This window comes from Rhizobium sp. BK591, from assembly GCF_014195045.1.
Classification (GTDB): domain Bacteria; phylum Pseudomonadota; class Alphaproteobacteria; order Rhizobiales; family Rhizobiaceae; genus Rhizobium; species Rhizobium anhuiense.
The window spans coordinates 392,487-417,131 of the sequence record NZ_JACIAZ010000002.1; the positions used below are offsets into that span (position 1 = coordinate 392,487).

18 protein-coding genes and 1 riboswitch are annotated in these 24,645 nt (G+C 62.3%); of the genes, 7 read left to right on the forward strand and 11 right to left on the reverse strand.

The window, feature by feature from the left end; translation table 11 throughout:
* Window position 1: 1 nt before the first annotated feature.
* From FHX10_RS08945 to thiM, 11 genes are all read right to left on the reverse strand, one after another.
* A complete protein-coding gene (locus tag FHX10_RS08945; protein ID WP_063476043.1) occupies window positions 2-682 on the reverse strand; it encodes a spermidine synthase in 681 nt (226 codons plus the stop codon).
* A gap of 71 nt (window positions 683-753) precedes the next feature.
* Window positions 754-1,653, reverse strand: a complete 900-nt coding sequence (locus FHX10_RS08950; protein ID WP_047614919.1) for an ABC transporter ATP-binding protein — start codon at window positions 1,651-1,653, stop codon at window positions 754-756.
* Window positions 1,650-2,453 carry an ABC transporter ATP-binding protein gene (locus tag FHX10_RS08955; RefSeq protein WP_047614920.1) on the reverse strand — a complete coding sequence of 268 codons (804 nt, stop codon included), beginning with the start codon at window positions 2,451-2,453 and terminating at the stop codon, window positions 1,650-1,652. The genes FHX10_RS08950 and FHX10_RS08955 overlap by 4 nt, the downstream gene beginning before the upstream one ends.
* Window positions 2,450-3,328, reverse strand: a complete 879-nt coding sequence (locus FHX10_RS08960) for an ABC transporter permease (RefSeq protein WP_132573529.1) — start codon at window positions 3,326-3,328, stop codon at window positions 2,450-2,452. Before FHX10_RS08960 ends, FHX10_RS08955 begins: the two co-directional genes overlap by 4 nt.
* Window position 3,329: 1 nt before the next feature.
* Window positions 3,330-4,307: an ABC transporter permease gene (locus FHX10_RS08965; protein WP_063476045.1), complete on the reverse strand. Its 978-nt coding sequence runs from the start codon at window positions 4,305-4,307 to the stop codon at window positions 3,330-3,332.
* Window positions 4,308-4,365: 58 nt separating this feature from the next.
* The gene (locus FHX10_RS08970; RefSeq protein WP_063476046.1) at window positions 4,366-6,012 is read right to left on the reverse strand and encodes an ABC transporter substrate-binding protein; all 1,647 of its coding nucleotides are present in this window, start codon (window positions 6,010-6,012) and stop codon (window positions 4,366-4,368) included.
* Between the two features lie 43 nt (window positions 6,013-6,055).
* The gene (locus FHX10_RS08975) at window positions 6,056-7,078 is read right to left on the reverse strand and encodes a glycoside hydrolase family 3 N-terminal domain-containing protein (RefSeq protein ID WP_029868279.1); all 1,023 of its coding nucleotides are present in this window, start codon (window positions 7,076-7,078) and stop codon (window positions 6,056-6,058) included.
* Between the two features lie 24 nt (window positions 7,079-7,102).
* Complete coding sequence (locus FHX10_RS08980) at window positions 7,103-7,582, reverse strand: GNAT family N-acetyltransferase (protein ID WP_132573527.1); 480 nt, start codon at window positions 7,580-7,582, stop codon at window positions 7,103-7,105.
* Window positions 7,583-7,798: 216 nt separating this feature from the next.
* A complete protein-coding gene (thiD, locus tag FHX10_RS08985) occupies window positions 7,799-8,608 on the reverse strand; it encodes a bifunctional hydroxymethylpyrimidine kinase/phosphomethylpyrimidine kinase (RefSeq protein ID WP_029868277.1) in 810 nt (269 codons plus the stop codon).
* Window positions 8,605-9,240 carry a thiamine phosphate synthase gene (thiE, locus tag FHX10_RS08990; protein ID WP_029868276.1) on the reverse strand — a complete coding sequence of 212 codons (636 nt, stop codon included), beginning with the start codon at window positions 9,238-9,240 and terminating at the stop codon, window positions 8,605-8,607. The genes thiD and thiE overlap by 4 nt, the downstream gene beginning before the upstream one ends.
* Entirely contained in the window at window positions 9,237-10,040 is an 804-nt protein-coding gene (gene thiM, locus FHX10_RS08995) for a hydroxyethylthiazole kinase (protein ID WP_029868275.1), read from the reverse strand. Before thiM ends, thiE begins: the two co-directional genes overlap by 4 nt.
* A 50-nt stretch (window positions 10,041-10,090) precedes the next feature.
* A riboswitch (TPP riboswitch) is annotated at window positions 10,091-10,187 on the reverse strand.
* A gap of 72 nt (window positions 10,188-10,259) precedes the next feature.
* On the opposite strand from thiM, the gene FHX10_RS09000 reads away from it, so the two are divergent.
* The 7 genes from FHX10_RS09000 (at window position 10,260) to FHX10_RS09030 (ending at window position 24,619) form a co-directional block, all read left to right on the forward strand.
* Complete coding sequence (locus FHX10_RS09000; protein ID WP_184389250.1) at window positions 10,260-10,637, forward strand: hypothetical protein; 378 nt, start codon at window positions 10,260-10,262, stop codon at window positions 10,635-10,637.
* A 255-nt stretch (window positions 10,638-10,892) separates the two neighbouring features.
* Window positions 10,893-11,531, forward strand: coding sequence for an invasion associated locus B family protein (locus tag FHX10_RS09005; RefSeq protein WP_184389254.1), 639 nt, complete (start codon window positions 10,893-10,895; stop codon window positions 11,529-11,531).
* Window positions 11,532-11,543: 12 nt separating this feature from the next.
* Entirely contained in the window at window positions 11,544-13,265 is a 1,722-nt protein-coding gene (locus tag FHX10_RS09010) for a ShlB/FhaC/HecB family hemolysin secretion/activation protein (protein ID WP_097594827.1), read from the forward strand.
* A gap of 13 nt (window positions 13,266-13,278) precedes the next feature.
* The gene (locus tag FHX10_RS09015) at window positions 13,279-13,746 is read left to right on the forward strand and encodes a hypothetical protein (protein WP_029868271.1); all 468 of its coding nucleotides are present in this window, start codon (window positions 13,279-13,281) and stop codon (window positions 13,744-13,746) included.
* Window positions 13,747-13,791: 45 nt separating this feature from the next.
* A complete protein-coding gene (locus FHX10_RS09020) occupies window positions 13,792-14,343 on the forward strand; it encodes a hypothetical protein (RefSeq protein WP_063476049.1) in 552 nt (183 codons plus the stop codon).
* 98 nt (window positions 14,344-14,441) lie between these two features.
* Window positions 14,442-23,819 carry a hemagglutinin repeat-containing protein gene (locus FHX10_RS09025; protein WP_246781218.1) on the forward strand — a complete coding sequence of 3,126 codons (9,378 nt, stop codon included), beginning with the start codon at window positions 14,442-14,444 and terminating at the stop codon, window positions 23,817-23,819.
* Window positions 23,819-24,619: a hypothetical protein gene (locus FHX10_RS09030; RefSeq protein ID WP_025554451.1), complete on the forward strand. Its 801-nt coding sequence runs from the start codon at window positions 23,819-23,821 to the stop codon at window positions 24,617-24,619. The genes FHX10_RS09025 and FHX10_RS09030 overlap by 1 nt, the downstream gene beginning before the upstream one ends.
* Window positions 24,620-24,645: the final 26 nt, after the last annotated feature.

The following is a 24,645-nucleotide window of genomic DNA, read 5'->3' on the forward strand; positions in this document are numbered from 1 at the left end:
GTCATTTTGCCGGCTTGACGGCCAGCCAGATGACGTGGCGGGCGCCGCCGCGTTTGCCGTTGGCGCGGGTGCTGACCGCATCGACGGAAAAACCGCTGTCCTTGAGACGCCGCGTGAAATCCGGGTCGGGGCCGGACGACCAGACGGCGAGCACGCCGCCGGGGCGAAGCGCATCGCGGGCGGCGCGAAGGCCGGGGAAATCATAGAGCCGGTCGTTGGATTTGCGGGTCAGGCCATCGGGGCCGTTGTCGACATCGAGCAGGATCCCATCATAGGCAGCCTTGCCGGCGCGGATCGCCTCGCCGACATCGCCCCGATGGATGTCGACGCGCGGATCGTCGAGGCAGCCCTGGAAGACCTCCGCCATCGGCCCGCGTGCCCAGGCGACGACGGCCGGTACCAGTTCGGCGACGGTGACACCGGCATCTTCAGGCAGGACGGCGAGGGCGGCGCGCAGGGTGAAACCCATGCCGAGCCCGCCGATCAAAATCCTCGGCTTCGGGTGCGTCTTGATCCGTTCCCAGGAAAGCGTTGCCAGCGCTTCCTCCGAGCCGCTGAGGCGGCTGTTCATCAGCTCGTTGGCGCCGAGCATGATCGAGAACTCGCTGCCGCGCTGTTTCAGCCTGAGTTCCCCGCCTTCGCCGGGAATGGTCGCGGAATCGAGCTGGATCCAGGGCAGCATGACGGCTTCGCCTCATATGAAAGGAACCGTCCCCCTAGCATAGGCCGAGGAGTGAGGCCAGCAAGCTGGCCTTAGATCATCCGCATGAAATGTCCCTGCTCCACTTCGACGGTCTCGTCCTGCGGCACGGCCGAACGGCGGCGGATATCCTCCACTTCGTCGGGCCTCAGCCGGGCTTTCGGGTCCTCGAAGCGGACGTCGGGATCGGGCACGGCCGAGAGCAGCAGCCGCGTATAGGGATGCAGCGGATTGTCGATCACCTTGGCGACGCTGCCCCATTCGACGATCTGGCCGGCATACATTACGGCGATGTCCTCGGCGACATAACGGGCGGTGGCGATATCATGGGTGATGTAGAGCAGGCCGAGTTTCATCTCCTGCTTCATCTCGTTCAACAGGTTCAGCACGCCGAGGCGCACGGAGACGTCGAGCATCGAGGTCGGCTCGTCGGCGACGATGACCTCCGGCTTGACGGCGAGCGCGCGGGCGATGTTGACCCGCTGGCGCTGGCCGCCGGAAAGCTCGTGCGGATATTTCGGCGCGACGAGATCGGGATCGAGCCTGACGCGCTGCAGCAACTCGCGGACTGTCGCGTCGATCTCAGTTCCCTTGATGTCAGGACGATGCAGCTTCAGCGGCCGCCGGAGATGATGCGCGATGGTATGGGCTGGGTTCAGCGAGGCGAAGGGGTCCTGGAAGATCATCTGCACCGAACGGCGGTAGCGGGCGATCTCGGCGGATTTCGCCGCCTCGACCGGCCGGCCCTTGTAGAGGATCCGGCCGGATGTCGGCAGATATTCGCGCATCGCCATGCGGGCGCAGGTGGTCTTGCCGCTGCCGGATTCGCCGACGAGTGCCAATGCGCGGCCGGCATGCAGGGAAAACGAGATGGCGCGTGCCGCATGCACGGCCCCGGAGCCATGGCCGAAGGTCTTGCTCACCTGATCGAGTGCGAGAATGGCGTCTGTCATAGCAGCACTCCTCCATGCAGCGACGGGAAGGAGGCCCAGAGCTTTTTCGTGTAGTCATGCCTGGGCGTCCTGTAGATCGCCTCGGCCGTGTTCTGCTCCACCAGCCGGCCTGACAGCATGATGCCGATGCGGTCGCAGAACTGCACCATCAGCCCGAGATCGTGGGTGATGAACAGCACGGAAAAACCGAAGCGACGGCGCAGTTCGTTGATGCGCTGCAGGATTTCGCGTTGGACGACGACGTCGAGCGCCGTCGTCGGCTCGTCCATGACGACGAGTTTCGGATCGAGCGCCATGCAGATGGCGATGACGATGCGCTGGCGCATGCCGCCGGAGAATTGGTGCGGATAGTCGCGCATGCGGTCCGGCGCGATGTCGACGAGCGTCAGCATCTCGGCGGTACGCTCGCGGGCCGCTGCACGGCTCATGCCTTTGTGGGTGCGCAGCATGTCGTAGAACTGCGCCTCGATGCGCAGCACCGGGTTCAGCGAGTTCATGGCGCTCTGGAAGACCATGGCGACATCGCGCCAGCGGAAGGCGCTGAGCGCCTGCCGGTCGAGGCCGAGCACATCGCGGCCGTCAAGCAGGATGCGGCTTTCCTTGCGGATCAGCGCCGGCGGCTTGTGCAGGCGGCTGATGGCAAAAGCGATGGTGCTCTTGCCGCAGCCGGATTCGCCGGCAAGGCCGAAGACCTCGCCGGGCGCGACGTCGAAGCTGACATCATTGACGGCGCGGAAATCCTTCTCCTCGCCGATATAGTCGATGGTGAGGTTCCTCACCGAAAGCAGCGGCTGCGTCACAGGCGGCCCTCCCCGGAACGAACGAGCAGGGACCAGCGCTTCAGGTGATTGCCGGTGCGTAGTCGCGGATTGGCGATCTCGTCGACGGCGAAGTTCAACAGCGACATGCCGATGCCAAGGAAGGCGAGCGCGAAGCAGGGGGTGAGAATATCCCACCAGGCGCCGACCGAAAGGGCTGAAGCCTTCTGCGCATTATAGAGCATGGTGCCCCAGGAGATGGCTCGGGGATCGCCGAGGCCGAGGAACTCCAGTGTCGCCTCGGTGATGATTGCGAAGATGACGCTGCCGATGAAATTGATGCCGACGATTGAAATCACGTTGGGGAAGATCTCGAATGTCATGATGCGCCATTGCGGCTCACCCATCATCTCGGCCGATTTGACGAAATCCTTCTGCTTGACGGAGAGCGTTTCGGCGCGGGTGACGCGGGCTCCCCAGGCCCAGGAGGTGGCGCCGAGGATGAGGGCGATGACGAGGGGGCTTGCCTGGCCGATGAAGGCGGCGAGCACCAAGAGCAGCGGTAGGTTGGGAACGACCAGCACCATGTTGGTGAAGAAGCTGATGATCTCGTCGGTCCTGCCGCCGCGATAGCCGGAGATGATGCCGAGCGCGGTGCCGACGAGGGTGATCAGCAGGCCGGCGCCGAAGCCGACGGCAAGCGAGGTGCGGGCGCCGTAGATCAGCCGGGCGAAGACATCCTGGCCGATGCGGGTCGTGCCGAGGATGTGGTCGAGCGACGGCGGCTGATGCGGCCGGCCGGTGCGTGCGGCCGGATCGTATTGCGTGAGCAGGGGCGCGGCGATCGCGACGATGACGATGAGGGAGATGATGACGAGGCCAACCAGCGCCTTGCGGTTTCGAAGCAGGGTCTTCATCTCACGCTCCCTTTAGCCGCGGGTCGAGCAAGATATAGCTGACGTCGACGATGAAATTGGCAATCAGCATGGTCGCGGTCATGATCAGAAGCTGGCCCTGGATGACGGGATAATCGCGGGCGAGGATCGCCTGGTAGAGAATGTTGCCGAGGCCGGGATAGTTGTAGACGACCTCCGTTACCAGCGAGCCGCCGAGGATGGTGCCGATCGCGATGGCAAGGCTGGAGACGGTCGGCAGCAGGGCGTTGCGCGCCGCGTACCAGAGCATCACATGCCGGTCGGAAAGACCCTTGGCGCGGGCCATGACGATATAGTCCTCACCGAGCAGGTTGATCATGTTGTTGCGCATGGTGACGGTGAAGCCGCCGATCAGCACGGTGCAGAGCGTCACCATCGGCAGGATGCCGTGATAGGCGACGCTGCCGATATATTGCAAGCTGAAGGCCGGATCGAGCGAGGGATCGGCGGCATAACCGTTCGGAAACCAGCCGAGCGTGAAGCCGAAAATGAAGAGCACGATCAGCGAGGTGACGACGGCCGGTACCGAGGTGGCGAAGATCGCGCCTACCGAGACGACGACATCGAACCTGCTGCCGCGCCGCCAGGCGGCGACGATGCCGAGCAAGGTGCCGAGCGCGAAGCTGAAAATCGTCGCCGTTCCCATCAGGCCGACGGTCCAGAGGAGGGCATGGCCGAGCACCGACGTCACCGGCAGCGGGAAATATTTGATCGAACGGCCGAGATCGCCGGTGAAGATGCTGCCGAGATAGGTGAGGTACTGCTGCCAGAGCGGACCGTCGACGAAGCCGAAAGTGAGCTTCAGCGCCTGCAGGCTTTCCGGCGGCAATTCGGTACCGGCGCTCGAGAACATGATCTGCACGGGATCGCCCGGCATCAGCCGGGGCAGGAAGAAATTGATCGTCGCTGCCGCGATGAAGGCTGCCATGTAGAAGACGAGGCGGCGAAGCAGGAAAGCCATGGGAACTCCGTCGTCGCGGAAGCGGCGTTTTCTACGCCGCTTCCGGAGATCATGATGCTTACTTGACCGGCTCGAGAGCGAGCAGGTTCAAGAGGCGTGCCGGATTGGTCCGCGAGATCGACGGATTGACGAAGGGGTTTTCCTTGGTCGACCACCCGGTGAAGCGCTTGGTGTTGTACTGATACCAGTTCGGATTGTTGAACACCGGAATCATCGGCATGTTTTCGGCGACGATGCGCTGCGCCTTGTTCATCGCTTCCTTCTGCTTGGCAAGGTCGGCGGTCTGGGTGAACTCGGTGACGAGTTTCTCGACCTCCGGATTGAACCAGCGCTGCGCGGTGAAGCGGGTCTTGCCCTTGTCCGAAGCGCTGAAGGCACGCTTGTAAGGATAGTAGGGCGAGGCCGATGCCGGCAGGCTGTTGATCGCCGCATCGAAGGTGCCGTTGATGAGGTTGCCGGTCCAGACGGCTTCCTCAGGCGTTTCGATCTTGGCGTCGATGCCGACCGCCTGCATGCCCTCGACGGCGAGGTTGACGGTGTCGATCCAGTCGGTCCAGGCGCTGGGGACGATGATCGAGAAGGAAATCTTCGTGCCGTCGGGATTGTCGCGGAAACCGTCGCCGTCCTTATCCTTGTAGCCCGCCTCGTCGAGCAGGGCCTTGGCGGCATCGGCATCATAGGTTGCGAACTTGCCGAAGTCGGCCTTGACGGACGGGTCCGCCCAGCTCTTGTAAAGCTCGCCCATCAAGCCAGGATCTTCGTTCAGCGTCGGATAGCCGTAGCCGGCGACGTCGATCATCGTCTTGCGGTCGAGCGCCATGCTGACAGCCCGGCGGAACTTCAGATCGTTGAAGGCCTTCTTGTTGTTCTCGTTCGCCGTTTCCAAGTTGAAGAGGAAGGCGACCATGCTGCTCGGCGAATACCAATAGTGGAAATGCGCCGGATCCTTGGATACATAGACATTGTCGATATCGGGAATGAAGGAGACACCCCAGTCAAGCGTGCCGTCGGCTGTCGCGGTCAGCATCTGGTTGTTGTCGGCAAGCTGCGGGAAGCGCATGCAATCGACCTTCAGGTGCTCGTTGTCCCAGTAGTTTGGGTTGCGGCACTGGTCGTAGGTCTGGCCGGTAAAGCGCGGCACTTCCGTCAGCGGGCCACTGCCGACCGGGGTTTCGTTGGCGAAGGTGACGGGATCGGCGACATCCTTCCAGACATGTTCCGGGACGATCGGCAATTGCGAGATCTGCTCGGCGGCGAGCGAGCTCGGATTGGCGAGCGTGAAGCGCACCGTCTGGGCGTCGACCGCCTGCACATCGGTGATGAAGGTCCAGATGCTGACGAAGTCGAGCGCCGGGAACTTCTTCAGGTAATCATAGGTGAACTTGACGTCGGCTGCGGTCAGCGGCTTACCGTCAGACCATTTCAGGTTCGGGCGCAGCTTGAACTCGATGCTCTTCAGATCGTCGGAGAGCTTGAAGCTTTCGGCTAGACGATAGACCGGCTTGTTGCTGTCGAAGCGGTTGAAAATAACCAGCGGCTCGTAGATGAAGTCGAGCGTCGACTGGCGCGATGAGGTCTGGTTGAACGGGTTGAAGTTGCGAACCCAGGTCGTCGCAGGTTCGATATTCGCCGTCAGAATCGTCTGCGCCATGGCCGATCCCGAAAGCAGCGTCAGCGCGGCGGCGGCAAGAAGATATTTTTTCATGTTTTATTCCCCTTTTCTTATGCGGTGAGAGTTGACGGGCCGGTCAGGAGACCAGCGCGCTGGCAAACATGTCTTCGACTTCTGCGTGGGCGGCGCGGACATCGACTTTGAGATTGCCGAGGCGCGCCTTGCCGGCGACGATCCGCTTGAGGGCGGCTTCCGTCAGCGGACGGGCGGCCTTGGCGGCAGCTTCGCTTTCCGGAATGTCGCCGTGGCTGTGGAGCGCGATGTCGAAGCCTGCGTCGAGCACCTGTTTGACGCGTTCCGGCAAGGTACCGGAGAGCGACTCCATGAAGATGCAGTCTGATATCAGCACGCCCTCATAGCCCATGTCCTTGCGGATCACGTCGTGCATGATGGGCGAGACGGACGCCGGCAGCTCCGCGTCATAGGCCGAGTAGACGACATGGGCGACCATCGCCCAAGGCGTATCCTTCAGCGCGACGAAGGGTTTGAAATCGGTCGCGGTGAGCGTCTCGCGGCTGGCGTCGACCACCGGACGCTCCTTGTGGGAGTCGAGTGTCGCACGGCCATGGCCGGGAATGTGCTTGATGACGGGCATGTTGCCGGTCTCGAGCAGGCCATCGACCACCTCGCGGCCGAGGGCAGCGATGAAATCGGGATCAGGGCCGAAGGAGCGGGCGCCGATGACCGCGCTCGTCGTCTCGAAGACGAGGTCGAGAACGGGCGAGCAGCCGCTGGAAAGGCCGAGTTCCGTCATCATCGCGCCCATGGCCTGGGAGGAAAGGCGCAGTGCTTTTTTGCCGAGATCGAAATCGCGGCGCGCAAGTTCGGCAAACTGGCCGAAGCTGCGGAAGAGCGGCCAGGGGCCGGCATCGAGATGCTGAACGCGGCCGCCTTCCTGGTCGGTGAAGACAGGTGCGTCGTCGCGGCCGACGGCTTCGCGGAAGCGGGCGATCAGCCGCTTGGTCTGCTCCGGCTCGCGCTGATTGCGCCGGCCGACGAACAGGCCGAGCGGATTGGTGTCGCGAAAAAGGGCGAATTCATCATCCGAAATCGTGGGAGTGGGAAGGCCGACGAAAAGGGCGAGCGGGGTCGAGGACAATTCTGTAGCTCCGGGATCAGATGGTCATTTCGGCGTGCTTCTCAGCATGCCTTCGTAGATGCCCTTGTCGGGGGCGGGGATGATGGTTGCGCCTGCGGTCTTGGCGTAGAAATCGACCGGCCCGGCATCGCCGATGAAGGCATAGGCGTGGCCGAGCGTCTTCATCGTCTGCAGGCAGGCGGAGAAGAGGGCGAGCCCGATACCTTTGCCGCGCGCTTCCGGGTCGACGCCGGTCGGGCCGAAGAAGCCGCGCGCCGTCGTGTCGTAGCAGGCAAAGCCCAGCAGCTTGCCGTCGTCGACGGCGATCAGGCAGGCAACCGGCTGGCGGGAGAAGGCGACGGTGACTTCGCTTGCCCAGTTCTCGGTGAACTGTTCGCGAACCCAAGTGGCGATGAGATGCAGTTCCGGGGGGAGGGCCGGACGGATGGAGATGCCGACATCATCGGCTTTCCGTTTCAGGTCGGCGAGCTCAGCGGAATACAAGCTCACAAGCAGGTCTGGCACCTGTCACTCCTCCAGTTATTCCGTTATTGCGGAATGTATCCCCTTTTAGTGTTATAGATTTGGCCATCTGACCGGGCTTGTCAACAAGGTTTTTCAGAAGGTCAAAGGGACTGCCCGCACTGCAACTGCGGTTTCAACGCAAAGTAGCTGCCGAACGAAAAAACGGCCGGGAGGGCCGGGCCGTTTCGATTGGCTGCATCTATGCCGAGCGAGCGCTTATTCGCCGTCTTTCCACAGCGCATGAAAATGCTGCACCGGGCCGTGGCCGGAGCCGACGGTGAGGCTTCCGGCTGCCGCGACCGCGCCGGCGAGATATTGCTTTGCGATGGCGACCGCCTCCCGCGCCGAGGCGCCCTTGGCAAGTTCGGCGGCCAGCGCGCTGGAGAGCGTGCAGCCGGTGCCGTGCGTGTTCTTGGTCGGCACGCGCATGGCTTCGAACCAGTGCAGGCCAGCGGCGGTGGCAAGGACGTCAGGACTTTCGTCGCTATCGAGATGGCCGCCCTTGACCAGCACTGCGGCCGGGCCAAACGCCCGCAGCTGTTCGGCCTGCGCCGCCATCTCGGCTCGGTTTGTCGCCACCGGCTGGTGCAGCAGTGCGGCGGCTTCCGGCAAGTTCGGGGTCAGGAGTGTCGCAAGCGGCAGCAGCCGGCGGGTCAGCACGTCGACCGCCTCAGGCGCGAGCAAGGCGGCGCCACCCTTGGCGATCATCACCGGGTCGATGACGATCGGAATGTCGCGGTGGTCAGTCAGTGCACCGGCAACGGCATCGGCGATGCCGGCATTGGCGATCATGCCGATCTTGACGGCATCGACGCGCACATCGGCAAAGACGGCATTGATTTGGTCGGCGACGAATTGCGGCGGCACCAGATGCACGCCGCTGACGCCTTGGGTGTTCTGCGCCGTCAGCGCGGTCAGCACCGCCATGCCGTAGACGCCGCGGGCGGAAAAGGCCTTGAGATCGGCCTGGATGCCGGCGCCGCCCGAGGGATCGGAGCCGGCGATGGAGAGAACGTTGCGGATCATGCGCGGGCCTTTCGAATTTCTGCGGCGATGCGGCGCGTGGCCGCTTCGGGATCCGGCGTACCGCAGATGGCGGAGACGACGGCAAGGCCCTTGGCGCCCGCAGCAAATACTTGGGCGACATGATCCGCCTTGAGGCCGCCGATCGCAACCGACGGCACCGGCGAGGCCTTTACCAGCATGGCAAGACCGTCAAAACCGATCGGCTGCTTGTGATCGGCCTTGGTCGGCGTCGCAAACACCGGCCCGACGCCGGTATAATCGACCAGATCCGGATCGACGGCGGCGGCAAGCGCCGCGGTCTCGACCGAGAGGCCAAGGATCATGGCAGGGCCGATCATCGTCCGCGCCGTGCGCGCATCCAAATCCTCCTGGCCGATATGCAGACCGTCGGCGCCGATGGCGATTGCCGCCTCGACATCGTCGTTGACGATGAACAGGGCGCCGGTCCCGACAAGCGCCTGTTTCAAGGCGCGGCCGGTCTCGATCATCCCGACGGTGCCGGCATGTTTGTCACGCAACTGCACCATCGTCGCGCCGCCGGCAACGGCAAGGCGCGCCGTTTCCACCATGCCGATCCCCGCGCAGAGATCGGGGTCGAGGACGAGATAGAGCGAAAGGTCGAAAGCCTTCATGCCGCCGATATCCTTGCCCTGGCGTCAAGCGTTTCGGCGTCGAGCGCTGCCAGCGCATCGAGGAAGCGCCAGGAGAAGGAGCCGGGGCCGGCGGCGCCGAGTGCCGCGTCTTCGCCGGCGATGGCGAAGGTCGAAAGGGCGGCGACCGTGGCGCCGAAAATGTCCTCGGGCGCCGTTGCCGCAAAGGCGCCGACGAGGCAGGTGAGCGAGCAGCCGAGCGCGGTGACTTGCGGCATCAAGGCCGATCCGCCTTCGATGCGCACGGCCCGCTCGCCGTCGGTGACGAAATCCATGGCGCCGGTCACGGCGACGACCGCCCGCTGACGCTCGGCGAGCCATCGCGCCGAACCTTCCGCCTGCTCGACTGGGTCGCGGCTGTCGACGCCCTGGCCGCGGCTCTCTCCGCCGGCCAGCGCGATGATTTCGGAAGCGTTGCCGCGGATGATGGTCGGATGCAGCGCCAGGAGATCGGCGACGGCGTTGCGGCGGAAGGCCGTTGCATAATGAGCGACCGGGTCGAGCACCCAGGGCTTGGCGGCTGAAGCCGCCGCCTTCGCCGCCGCCTGCATGCCGTCGATCCATTGCGTCGACAGCGTACCGATATTGATGGTCAGCGCACTGGCGATCCCGGCGAATTCGCCGGCTTCTTCCGCGGCATGCACCATGGCGGGCGAGGCGCCCGCGGCAAGCAGAACATTTGCGGCGATGTTCATGGCGACGTAATTGGTGATGCACTGAACGAGCGGCGGCTTCTCGCGCATCGCCTTCAGCATCGCTCCGGGTGTGGTCTTGGTCTGCATATGGCCCCTTTCAGGCGGGGGCGGCCACGGGGCGGTTCGTGCGGGCGATGCCGCGACCCCGAGCGACTCCCTCCGCCGGCATTATCCGGTTCAGGTTCGAAGGGTGCTTCTCAGCCCGTCTGTCGACGAACGCCCCTGTCTCTCATCGCGTTTCTTTTCGCAGAGAACGGGGCTGATGTCACCTCGAAAATGACAATCATGCGACCGACGCGGCGCGCGATGGCTATGGATGATTTATGGGTCGGGATCGCCTTTCATGAAGGACGAGAGATCGCCGCCGATTCGGGTCTTGACCAGGTTTTCCCGAAAGTCGTCTGCCGGTTCTCTTCCGGGTTGGCCGGGTCCTTGCCTTTTCGCCATGCGGCTATCCTCCCCTTTTTCAAAAGGAATAACCGCAGCAACCGTGGGTGCAATCAATTTCTAAAATACATCTTCGTATTTGTGAGGGGTTGGCTGCCAGCATTGGTGAGGGTGCTGATGCGGGAAAGCAGTCTTTTCTTTGAAAGAATGAAGTTCATCTTCCCAAGACTTTTCTGCATTTGGAATAGCGCGAAGTTATTCACCCTATCCGTTCATCGATGGAATTTTTCAATGTAGCCGAGCACGAGAACAGCTTCGCGTAAGTTGCGTGTCGTCTCATCGCCTCGCCATTCAGTTTTATTCCGGCTGTCGAAATTTGGTGGCGATTTCGTTGCGGTAAGCCTCTCCCAGGGCGTGGAATCAAACTCCCAGAACGCGAAGTAAATATCTAACGGAAACTTTACCGTGCTGACACGCTTAGGTTGACCAAACGATGGATTGTAGCGATATGACTTTACACGCCAATAAAATCTTCCTGAAGTTGTATTTTCAATGAGAAAATTTTTGAAAGCCGATACGAAGTGTGGCCTCCAGACTGTCGCCTCCGTTCTGATATTCATCGCCTGGGCGAATCCTTCCTTTTCGCAAACTGCTGTTCCTGCCGATCAGGAAGCGGGGCAGGTGCAGGCGCCGGCGATAAAATCCCAGAAATTCGACGACTGGTATTATCGCTGCTCGGGTTCTGAAGGCACCGAGGCCTGCGAAGTCGCCCAGATCGCGCAAGTCGCCAAAGATGGCGAGAACGTCAATGTGCTGACGCTGGCGATCGCAGCTGCGCCGGCCGGGTCCCAAGGCAAGGGCGAGAAGGGCAGGGGCGAGAAGGGCAAGGGCGAGAAAGGCAAGCCGGGGCTGACGCTGACCGCTCTGATGCCGCTCAACGTCTTCCTGCCCTCGGGCCTGTCGATCAAGGCCGACGGCAAGCCCGTTGCGAAACTTGACTACCGCAATTGCAACCAGGCCGGATGCTGGGCGCAGCTGGCGCTGGATACGAAGACGGCGACGGCGCTCAAGAAGGGCTCGACCGCCGAAGGGTTGGTGCGGCTGATGAACGGCCAGGACGTCAATATCCGTTTCTCGCTGAAAGGGCTGCAACCGGCCCTCGACGAACTTCAATCCATCGCCGCGAAGTAGCCGAATTTCAAAATGACCACTGAAATTCGATACTCCTTGGTCGCTGGCGCCGTCCTGGCGATGGGTGTCGCACCCGCTTACGCGCAGTCGCCTGCCGATGATTTCAACCGCCGCCAGGAGCAGCAGTCGCAGACGCAGCGGCTGGATGCCCTGCGCCGCGCCACACCGGGTGGCGGTGCGGATACGGAAGACGGCTCTTTGCCGGCCAGCCAGGCAAATGCGGCCTGTTTCGACATCACTCGCGTCGAGATCGATGGGGCAAATCTGCTATCGGCGCAGGAGATCGGCAAGGTGACGGCGCCTTACGGCAACCGATGCGTCGGCCTGGCGGAGATCAATGCCGTTCTCAGGGATGTGACGCACCTCTATATCGATCATGGCTATGTGACCTCGCGTGCCTACGTGCCGCAGCAGGATATCGCCAAGACCAGGGTCCTCCGTCTGCTCGTCGTCGAGGGCACGCTTTCCGACATCTATCTCAATGGCCAGAAAGTGACCGGCAACGGTTCGCTGGCGACAGCCTTTCCCGGGCTGATCGGCCGGGTCGTCAATATCCGCGATATCGAGCAGGGCCTCGACCAGATGAACCGGCTGCAGGCCAACGACGCCAAGTCGGCCATGCTGCCCGGCCCCAAGGACGGAACCTCCATCCTGAACATCGAAAACCACCCGCGCCGCCCCTGGCATGTCTCCTTGGGCAACAACAATATGGGCCAGGAAAGCACCGGCTTTTCCAGAAGTTCGGCATCGCTCGGCTTCGACGATCTGCTTGATATCAACGATCAGTGGTCGTTCTCCTACGAGCATAGCGGTCCGGACTATCCGTGGAGCAACGACGGAAACGGATATGGCAACAGCTATTCCGGCAATGTCAGCGTCCCCTACGGCTATTCCACGGTTTCGCTGAACGGCTCCTGGTACCAGTATGAAAGCACGGTCGAAGGAAATTTCTCATCGCTCGATACCTCGGGCAATTCAGGGCAGGCAGGCCTCGGCCTCGATCGCGTCGTCTTTCGCGACAAGGATTCGATCACGACGGTCCGCAGCAGCCTGACCTACAAGCAGACCAACAACTTTCTGCTCGGCAATCTGATCGAGGTCGGCAGCCGCCGCTATACGGTCGGCGATATCGGCATTTCCCACTCCCGCCGTATGTTCGGCGGCATTTGGGTGTTCGACGTCAGCTATGACAAAGGGCTCGGTCTCTTCGATGCCGTGGACCCCGGAGATCCGGGTGCCGGAAATGCAGACCCACGTTTTTCCAAATTCAACGCGACGGTCAGCGTGACGCAGCCATTCCAGGCCGCCGGCCGGCAGTTCGAACTGACATCGCTGGTCAGCGGTCAATATTCCCCCGACAATCTCCTCGGCGCCGAGCAGATCTCGCTTGGCAGCTACAGCAATGTCCGCGGCACCCGCGAAAGCGTGCTCTTCGGCAATAACGGCATGTTCAGCCACAACGAGATCGTCTGGAGAACGGGGTCCAACCAGGGTGGCGGCGCGGCTGCGAAGGCATTCGGCGAGCTGCGCCCCTATCTCGGCTTCGATTACGGCCACATCTACGCGCAACAGCGCCTCGATATATCAGGCGGCGATCTCGCCAGCTGGACGGCCGGCATCAGGACCGTCGGCGGCAATCTCAGCGCCGACCTCGGCTATTCCGACATTGTTGCAAGCAGCCTCGACGGGGTCGACGGCGGGCTCTTTTATTTCAGCGCATCGGCTCATTGGTAACGAAAGCAGGAAAATGATCATCCGCAGCATCTCGACGAACAAGTCCGTCAAAACCCTTTCAAGATCGACGGCGCTGATCCTTGCTTTTTCGATGGCGCTTGCCGGCTGTGCCGGACGGGAGGCGCGGCCGGTCGCTTCGACCAACCCGACCGACAGCGCCTTCGATTGCGCCGGCATCACCCGTGAATTCGAGGCGAACGAGCGGCAGATCACCTCGACGGTGAAGGAGCGGACCGATGCGCAAGGCAAGAACATCGTTCTTGGGGCGACCGGTGTGCTCCTGTTTCTGCCGGCGCTGTTTTTCATGGATCCGAAATCGCCTGAGAAGGTCGAGATCGACGCATTGCGCAACAGGAACAATGTCCTGACCAGCATTGCCAAATCGAAAGGGTGCCCCGCGCCCAAGTCCCAGTTGACCGAGCTCTACAAGCATCTCGACGCCAAGGCCAAGCCTGCATCGTCGTCGGACAACAGGAACTGAATTCGCTGACATTCGAACCTTATGCCTGAATCCCGGAGCTTCTGTATGCGTATCGTGCGTTTTCTAACCCTTCTGCTTCTGGCGGCGACGCTTGCGTCCTGCGTCACGACAACCGATCCCCGGCTGATTGCGGCTCTCCAACGAACCTCTGTGCGCGAAATCCGGGTTGAGTTGGCGCCCGACGTCAAGACATTCGGTTTCGGCGACAAGGCGGACCAGCAGGTGCCGGAGGCGGTTCGCACGCTTCAGGCGACGATGGCGAAGGAATTGATCGGCGTGCCCGGCGGCCCCACGCGCGGCAGGCTGGTCGTGACGCTGCACGTCTTCGATGTCACCACCAAGCAGGCCCGGATCATCGGCGGCCATGACAGCATGATCGATGGGACCGTGCGGCTGGAGAACGCCGAAACAGGGCAACTGATCGCCGAAGCGCAAAACATTCATGGCGAAGACCTCTCCATGCGCGGGAGCGGCTACGGCGTGATCGTCGCTGTCGCGATCAACGCGGCAACGACGTCAGGGGCGCCTGACATTATGGCGCAGCGCCTGTCCAAGTCCTTTACCCGCAATGTGAAGACCTGGCTCACCCAGAAATAGGCCTGCGATGAGGCTCAGTGCCGCCGCAGTGGCGGCGGCGCCGAGCGACGATTGATATCGAGACACAAAACCAGTTGTGCGTTTGGGAAGACAAAACGATGCGTGAGAAAACCGGTCCTGGTTCTGAAGCAAGGGGTCTTGGCTGCCGGCTCGGCAGATTTGCCAATCGCTCGCTTGCCGTCGTGCTCAGCGCACTCTTGGTCTTTCAGCCGATGCTGGCCAATGCCCAATCGGTTTCTGCGAGCACCACGGCGCCCGTCGCCAACCAGCCGGGCGTCGGCACCGCCCCGAACGGCGTGCCGCTCATCGACATCGTCACCCCGAATGCGAGCGGCCTGTCGCATAACAAATACGACAATTTCAACGTCGGCACACCGGGTCTCATCCTCAACAACTACAAGGGCGAGGTCGGCACCTCCAATCTCGGCGGCTTGACGCCGGGCAATCCCAATCTCAACACATCAGGTCCCGCATCGGTCATCCTCAACGAGGTCACCAGCGGCAACCGCTCGGGATTGAACGGCCCGATCGAGGTGTTCGGCGGCCGGGCGGATGTCGTCATCGCCAATCCGAACGGCATCACCTGCGACGGCTGCGGCTTCATCAACACGCCGCATGCGACACTGACCACGGGCGCGCCTCAAATCGGCGCCGATGGCAAGCTCAACGGCTTTACCGTCAATGGCGGCGACGTCACCATCGGGCCGAACGGCGGCAATTTCTCCGCCGGGTCTGGCGCCGTCGACCTCTTCGACATCGTTTCTCGGGCGGTCCACGTCAACGGTCCTGTCTATGGCAAGGATCTTCGCGTCACGGCTGGCCGCAATCAATTCGATTATGCCACCGGCAACGCCACGGCACTTGCCGCGACATCAGGCACGCCGGAATATGCGATCGACGGCACAGCACTCGGCGCCATGCAGGCCGACCGCATCAAGATCGTCGTCACCGAAAAGGGTGCCGGTGTGCGCATGAGCGGCAATCTTGCCGCCAACACCAACGAGCTGTCACTGTCGGCCGACGGCAAGATCTCGCTCGGCAACGTCTCCGGCCAGCAGGGCGTTTCGATCTCCTCGAAGGCGAAGGTGACGGCCGCCAAGGTGGCCTCTAAAGCCAAGGTCGCAGCTCAGGCGGGGCAGGGCATCACGCTGGATACGGTCGCCGCCGATGGCGACATCGTGCTGTCAAGCGGCAGCGGGCTGTTGAGTGTCGGCGGCGAGGTGAACAGCGCCGCCAACGTGCTGATGTCGTCGGCGGCCGGCATTGCCGCCGGCAGCATTACCGCCGGCAATGCGCTCTCTTTGTCCGCTACGTCGGGCGACATCCAGGTTGTCGGTGCGGTCAAGGGCACCGGCGCGCTCTCCATCACCGCCACATCAGGCGCGATCTCGGCTGCCTCGCTCGTCAGCAGCAACAATATCGCGCTTTCCGCCGGCGCCGATATCGGCGTCTCCGGCGATATTCTGGCGCAGGGCAACGTCACGGCGTCAGGCCGCTCGATCTCGGCCGATACGGTCGTTTCCGGCCTCGACATCGCTGCGACCAATGCGGCAAACGGCAGCACGGTTCTATCAGGCGCGGGTGACATCCAGCTTGCCGCCAGCGGCGGCGCCGTCGATGTCGAGGCACTCCTGTCGGCCGGCGATACGTCGGTCACATCAGCGGTGCTGACGGCCCAGAGCGTCATCGCGCATGGCGCCATTGCGATCAACGCGGCCACAGATGTAAGCGGTCAGATCCTCAGTGCCGGCAACATCGACATCACCGGCTCGGCCATCTCGGCCGACGCCATCATCGCCGGCATCGACTTTGCGGGAACGGAAGCGGCCGGCGGTAATATCGTGCTGACGCAGAGCGGCGATCTCTCCCTTGTCGCCAGCGGCGACATCGATGCCGGCACCCTGCTTGCGGCCGGCAATCTCTCGGCTTCCGCCGCCAACCTCAGTGCCGCTGCTATCACCAGTCATGGCGCGATCACGCTTTCCGGCAACACCGACGTCACCGGCCAGCTCCTTGGCGCCGGCGATATATCGATCAGCGGCGGCTCGATTGCGGCGGGCACGATCGTCGCCGGCATGGACTTTGCCGCCACCGCCGCCTCGCCGAGTGGCGCCATCGCCGTCGGCTCGGCCGGCGACTTGACGCTTGATGCCGGTAGCAGCGGGAGCGTCGATATCGACACGCTGCTTGCCGCAGGCGCGCTCCTCGTCGATGCCGGCCGTTTCCAGGCCGACAATGTCAGCGGTCACGGTGCCGTTGCCATCAACGCCGATACATCGGTCACCGGCCAGATCCTTGGCGCCGGCGACGTCTCGGTCACGGGTCCCGCCATTCAGGCCGGCGCCATCGTCTCCGGCGTCGATTTTGCCGCCACCGCCCAGTCGGCCAATGGCGACATCGCGCTGGGGCAGGCCGGCGATCTCACGCTCGAGGCGACGGGCACCGACATCAGCGCCGGCAACCTGCTTGCCGCCGGAAGCGTCGATGCCGGAGCAGCGGGTGATGTCAGCGCCAATGTTGTCGCCCATCAGGATATGACGATCGTTGCCGGCGGCACGATCGACCTTACCGGCCAGTCGCTTGCCGCCGGCAACGCCAGCCTCTCGGCGCGGGACATCACCGTCGATACTCTCGTTTCCGGCCTCGACTTCGCCGCCACCGCCGCATCCGCCGGCACGCTGAAGCTCCAGCAGACCGGCAGCATGAACCTTGCCGCAACAAGCGGTTCGATCACCGCCGGCAACGCCCTGCTGAGCAGCGGCGCTCTTTCGGCCAGCGCCAGCCAGAATATTGCCTATAACAAGCTCCAGAGCCTCGCCAGCGCTGCGCTCACGGCGTCGGGCGGCCAGATCAGCTACGGCAATCCCACCCGCACTGCCGGCAACCTGACGCTCAGCACGACCAATATCGATCTCTCCAATGGCCGGGCGAGCAACCTCGCCGCCGGCGGTACGCTGACGCTCAATGCGGCGAGCGCCAACCTTGCCAACAGCAGCCTCACTCTCGGCGGACTGGCTCTCAATCTCTCCGGCACGGCCGATCTCAGCGGCGCCCGGGTCAATGCCGTCACCAGTGCCGGCGGTTCGGGCGATATCGCCATCAAGGCGGGCGGTCTTACCACGACGGCCGGCACCGCGCTGCTCGCCGCCAACGACCTGACGTTGACACTGCCGTCGCTGACCAATGCCGGACAATTGGCAGCCCGCAACGATCTCACATTCAACATTTCCAGCAACTTCACCAACAATGCCACGGGCCTCGCCTATGCCGGCAACGACGCCACCCTCTTCGTCGGCGGCGTGCTCACCAACAATCAAGGCGCCATCCTCGCCAACCACGACCTTCAGATCGCCGGAGCGGCGGCCGGGCTGAGAAACACGGGCGTCACCAATATTTCCGGCATGATCCAGGCCGGAAACGACATGTCGATCCTGACCAGCAACCTGACCAACCAGCGGGCCGCCACACCGCAATGGACCACCGGGACGCTGGTGTCTTCAGGCGTCGTCAGCGGCTTCACGCTGAATCCCGTCGCCGCCGGCCTGCCTTTCGGCTATCTCGAGACCGCAGACCAGAACATGTACCAACTCTACGCCGGCGTCGATCCGGCGCTGTGGCAGGATTATGAGCCGCTGCTCTGGTCGAAGGCGACGCTTGCCGACGGCACGACCTATCATGCATGGACCTGGATTTCGGCCGATGGACCCGAAAAGGTCGGGCCGATCATCGACTGGATCAGGGACCGGGTGCCGACGGACGCGAACGGCAATCCCGTTGTCGATCCCAACAATCCGTCGCGTTATTTCATCGTCGACGAGGTAAATTTCAGCGGCTCGGACGAAAGCACCACCTATACCTGGGATTGGTCGTCCAATCTCAGCCAGTCGGTCTATGAGGACCGCTTGGTCGGCACGCTCAGCCCGGAAGCGACGATCCGGGCGGGCCGCAACCTTTCGATCGACGCCACGAATCTGACCAATGCCTACAGCTCGATCGAGGCCGGCGGCAACGCGACGCTGAAGGGCTCGACACTCAACAATACGGGCGTCACGCTCTTTCGCACGACGACGACGACCTGCAACGCGCAGGGCGCGTGCACGGCCTATGATGCCAATGGCAACGCCAATCCCTCGAAGAACATCGCCAACGGCTCGACGATCGTCAGCTCCGTCCAGGCGATCGGCGGCGTCTCGGCCAACATCAAGGCCGGTGGTGCGCTTTCCGTCGATTTCGGCAGCGTCAACAACACGTCCGCAGCCGGCTCGATGGCCGGCGGCGCCAGCGTGGCGGCGACAAGCAACCCCGGTGATCCGCTTTCGGCGCTCACCGGTCTGACGGCCGGCGGCGCGTTGTTCAACGTCAACGCGGCGCTCGGCGGCGTCACCGCCAACGGCGGCAGCCTGCTTGCCGGGCTCGGCAATATTGCCGAGCGCATCCGCGTCGACGGCGCAGCCCTTGCGGCCGCCGCCAAGCCGCAATCGGGCGGCTTCGGCGGCACCATACGCGGACAGATCTTCCTGTTCGAAACCCGCGCCGAATTCCTCGACGTCGGCAAGTTCTACGGCTCCGGCTATTTCATGAACAAAATCGGCTACGTGCCGGAGACGACGGTTCCGTTCCTGGGTGATGCCTATTTCGAGAACCAACTGATCGACACGCAGTTGCGGCAGCTTGTCGGCGAAGGCCTCGGCAGAAGCACCTTTATCGCCGGCAATGACGCCATCCAGCAGATGAAGACGCTGCTCGACGAGGGTGCCAACTATGCCAAGGAGCACGGCCTGGCCATCGGCCAAGGGCTCACGCCTGAGCAGGCGGCAGCCCTCACCAAGTCGATTGTCCTTTACCAGTGGCAGACCGTCGAGGGCGTGCAGGTGCTCGCGCCCGTCGTCTACGTCGCCGCTGCCGACCGGCAGAAGCTGACCGGCGCCGGCGCCGTCATGGCGGGCGGCTCGGTCGATATGAATGTCGGCAATCTCGACAATTCCGGCCTGATCGCATCCGCTGGCGGCCTGACCGTCTCCGGCAGCTCCATCCAGGGCAGCGGCACTTTCCTGTCGCGCGGCGACACGGCGCTCAATGCCACCAACGGCATCACGCTGGCCGCCCAGACGATGACGATCGGCGGCCAGAACGTCGTCAACACCAATGCCGGTGTGACGGCAGGCGGCAATCTGCAGCTCGCCGGCGGCAGCGGCGATCTGGCGCTGAAGGGCGTCAAGGTCAATGCCACAGGCAACGCCTCGCTCACCGGCAACAATGTCACGCTGGCTGCAGCCAAGGTCGATAATTCAGGCCAGCAGAATGCCACCGGCAGCCAAGTTGCCAGCGGCGCAGCCCTGACGATCAAGGCAACCGACAACGTCAACGTCATCGGCAGCTCCGCCAAAGCGGGCACGACGCTCGATGTGACCGCCGACAAGGGCTCGGTGGCCGTGGTGGCGACCGATGTCGCCCGCAACAACCAATCCGGCTACACCAGGACCCTCTCCACCGACCAGCAGCAATCGCAGCTATCCGCCGGCACGAATGCGACGATCAAATCAGGCGACGACATCCTGCTCTCCGGCTCCTCCGTCAAGGCCGGCGGCAATGTCGCGCTCAGCGCCGACGACGACATCGATATCACCGCCGCGCAGGAGCATTCCGCATCCACCTTCGGCAAGAAGTCCTCCTCGTCGATCACCCATGTCGGCTCGGAGATATCAGCCGGGGGCGACCTCTCGGTGACCGCAGGCAACGGCAGCGGCGATCACGACCTCAACATCGTTGGCAGCAAACTCGCCGCCGACGGCAAGCTCGCTCTCGATGCCGACGGCGACGTGACGATCGCCGAAGCCACCGACACCGCGACCCTCGACACCAAGCTTAGCACCAAGGGCGGTTTCCTCGGCAAGAGCGAGAAGACGACCACGCATCTGGAAACGACGACGGCCGTCGGCTCGTCGATTAGCGGCGGCGCAGGCGTAGATCTTCAGTCGGGCAAGGACATGGTCATTTCCGCCTCGAAGATCGAAGCCGGCAAGGACGACGGCACCGACCCGGCGGACCTCAACATCAACGCCGGCGGTGACCTGATCATCGCCTCCGGAATGGATACCAGCGCCAAGGACGACAAGGGCTCGCGTAGCGGCTTCCTGTCGAAAGGCTCATCCAGCCACAAGAGCTACGACGAGACGACGGTCGGCTCGCAGCTGAGCGCCAGCGGCGATGTCAATCTTGACGCGGGCAAGGCAGCTGTAATCGCCGGTTCAAAGGTCGATGCCGACGGCTCGATCAACGTCGCGGCCGACAGTGTCTCTATCATCGGGGCGCAGGAGACGCACGAGCTCGAGGAGCAGCACAAGAAATCCGGCATCGGCGTCGGTTCCGGCGGCGGGTTTATTTCGATCTACGGCAGTCAGCAGAACAAGGGCGCACAGGCCTCGACGCTGAATGTCGGCTCGGCGCTTTCCGCCGGCGAGGACGTCAACCTGACGGCGCGGGCAACCGACCTGAACATCATGGGCTCTTCGGTCGATGCCGAGCGCGACATCAATCTGTCGGCCGCGCGCGACGTCAACATCACACCAGGGGCGGAAAGCTTCTCGCAGTCGGAAGAGGAGAAGAAGTCCGGCTTCGGCCTGTCCTTCTCCGCTGGCAATGGCGGCTTCTCGGTCGGCATCGGCGCGCAGACGAGCAAGGACAGCTCGGCGCAGCAATCCGACACCAACGCCACGTCCATGCTCTCGGCCGGCCGCGACCTCAACATCTCCGCCGGCAACAATGTCAACCTGCAGGCCGCCCAGGCCTCGGCCGAGCGCGATGTCAACCTGTTCGCCACCAAAGACATCAATCTTCTGTCGGCCAATGACGTCACCAATTATCAGGAGGTGCACGAGAGGACGTTCGCTGGCGTGACGCTCAGCGTCTCCAGCCAGGTCGGAAGTGCCGCCCAGAGCATCGTGAACTCGGCGGAGCGGCTGTCGGATCCGGGCGGCGTCAATGCGCTGACCAACACTGCGATTGCCGGGCTTGGCTTCTATGAGGGACTCAAGGGCCTTAAGGGCGTCTCCGACGACCTCGTCAGCGGTAAGGGCCTGTCCTTTAGCATCGGCCTGAACGCAGGTGTCAACCATCAGCAGAGCGCGTCCTCGACGACGACGTCTACGCCTGTCGTCACGGATATCCGCGCCGGCCGCTCCATCACCATGGATGCGCAGAACGGCTCCATTACGAGCGACGGCGCCCAGATAGCGGCTGGCTATGACAAGTTCGGTCTGCCGACCATCTCCGACGATCCGTTGGCCGGCGACATCATCCTATCGGCGAGGAATGGCAACATCAATCTCAATGCCGCCACCGGCGCGTCGGATTCGACGAGTTCGAACAGCTCATGGAGCGCCGGCGTCGGCGTTAATTTTGGCTGCAACACGAAGATCGGCTGCGATGCCAGTGTCGGCGCCAGCGGCTCTTACGGCAAAGGCGGCTCCGACACCACCGCCGTCACCCACACCAACACCCATCTCAACGGCACCGGCGATGTTACCATTCTTACTAACGACCTTGCCCTAAAAGGGGCGACCGTTACGGGCAATTCCGTCGTGGCCAACGTCAGGAATCTGACAATCGAGAGCCTGGTTGATAGCGCCACAGCTAATGCCGATCAGCTCAGCCTTTCGGGCCAGATCGGTTTCGGTTCCACCGGCATCTCGGGCGTCACGCAGAGCGCTAAAGGCGATGCCATAGTCGTCTCGGAGCAATCCGGCATTCATGCCGGCACCGGCGGTCTTTCCATTGACGTGAGCGGTCAGACCTCGCTGGTTGGCGGCTTGATCACCAGCGAAGCGGTTGAGGGGCGCAATAGCTTCTCCACCGGTACGCTGACGGTCGCCGATATCGATACGCATTCGACCTGGAAGGCCGACACCTATGGCGGCTCGATCGGCACGAGCGGTCTTTCGCTCGCGCCGCCGGTCAAGGCCGGGGAGACCGAGACCGGCAAGGCTTATTCGGTCATCGGTCCGAACATTGGCATCATCATCACCGATCCGGAGCACCAGACGCAGGATCTCGGCACGATCCGTCGCGACACAAATAACACCAACACCTCGCTGCCTGGTCTGCCGGACCTGCAGAACATCCTAATGGATCAATACAAGACCCAAGCCGATCTTCAGGCGGCGCAGAAGACCATGGCGGGATTGGTCGGGGACATTGCATCCGAATTGTATAAACAAGCCGTCATCAACCACGATCAAGCAGGCATGGATTATTGGAGTGAAGGCGGTCTTGGTCGCGCAGCCCTACATGCGATCGGCGGCGGCATCCTCGGTGGAGTCAATGGCTGGGAAGGGGCTGTTAAGGCCGCTCTCGGGGGCGCCGCCTCCACGCTGTTCGGTCCGGCGATCGAGCGGCTTGTCAACGGCATGCTCAAAGGCACCAAGTACGAAGGAACAGAAGAAGGCGCCGCTCTCGCAAAGCTAATTGGCGCAAGCCTTAGCGCTGCTGTCGGCGGTGTAGCTGGCGGCGGGGAAGGGGCGGCCTACGGCGCCGCAAACTACCAAAACAACTATCTCAATCATGCCGACAACGACGCTCTTGCCGCCGCGAAAGCCGCATGTGACGGGGGCAAGGGTGATCCTAAAGACTGTGGAGAGCAAACGCGACTCGAACAGAAAGACACACAGCAGCAGGCCGCCTATGTCGCTTGCCGAGCAAACGGCTACAGTGGTTCCGGATGCGTTGCGGTCTTGAGTGACGTGGTTGCATCGCTGTCGAGCTACGCAGGTACAATTTCTTTTTGGGCGTCACAAAACGATCAGGAAGCCGCCAAGCAACTGCTAAATAACACCGGTGGGGTTGATCAAATCCTGAAAATTCTCGCGCCCAATGGCGTCGAGAATCTGACGGCCGAACAGAAGCGCGACCTTCCAGCGATTTACGGGCTCTTGGTCACAGATCCCGCCGGCGTTTTGGGTATCCCGTACATGATCCAGCAGGCAAACAATGGCGATCCTGCTGCCATGGCTCAAGTTGTCGCGTTGGCGACCAAGCTCAAGATCTTCGGATCTTCAACTCTGGGCGAGATTACCAAGACGAACGGGGCTGCCACAAATCCGCAGTCGAGTGTTTGGTCGCTCAATCCGATTGACAGGGGTAAATCAATCGAGTCATCGCTCGCACGAACCGAGTACAGCAATACGAATGGCTGGTTCAATATCGGTGCCGAGAATAATGGATATTTTCCGCTGATCGATTTCCAGAAGGGGAGTACGGTAGTCAGCCTGAAGACCATCGACACTACGGGATCGGCATGGATGGCCAGGATGAAAAATACGATTGACCAACTTGATGAGGCCGCCATAACGGTCGATGGCAGCCTAGCGACCAAAGTGCTCGATATACGAGTTCAGCCAGGCGGCGCGGACGCTGCGAAGGCCCTTGTCCGGTACGGCACAGATAAAGGCGTTACAGTGATAATTAAGGAGTTTCAATAGTGGAACGCACTAGGCGAGAGCGATTAGAGCTGATTTTCACCCTATTTCCCGATAGTGGGCGAACGACCGTCATCGCAGAAAAGCCGAGAATTGAAGTGGGTGAACGGCGACGTGGCGCGCTAACGGCGGTTGAAGCGCTGGAGACTATTCTCTCGGTGCTGCGTGCGCTTCAACTCGACGAAAAATTCCAAGCTCACGGGGCCTCTCTGCAACTCAAAAAACTCCTAACGTCAGCTAGAAATACTGGTCGACTCGGAGAAATCGAAACTTCAACGCTCATTTTTAATTACGGCGCCGTGGCAAACGCTGAGCTTTGCCACATCATAGTAACAGAGAAAGTCCCAGGCGCGTCAATCGATTGGGAGCGATGGACGTCGCCGTTTGTCGTGTCGCCTTACTTCGTTCAGGGATGGGTTGCTGACGTTGAATATAACGAATGGCAAAATGCTGAGGACACACTCCTCTACAAGGCCGAGAAGCGGGATTACTCCTCCTTGCCCATGCGCTCTAATGGATTGCCACCGCCGCTTGAACAGATGGTGATCGACATCTCGCAGAACCCTGGTCGTCGGCAATTTCGCTCGGGGTATATGGAAGCGGTAGGGGCAGTCATGTGGCTAAGTGAACTATTTTGGCGCTATGTCGGTGTCGATCACAAGGAGCGGCTGGCCGGGTTTTCAGGAGCCAAGATCAAGCAGGTAACAGATGATGTGGTCCGTATCATCGTCTCTGAAACCAGCTTTACCGACGATTCCACTCGTGATTTGCAGGAGCGCTTGCGCAACGTTTTGTATAAATAGGCATTTCCCACGCGCTATTTTCTGAA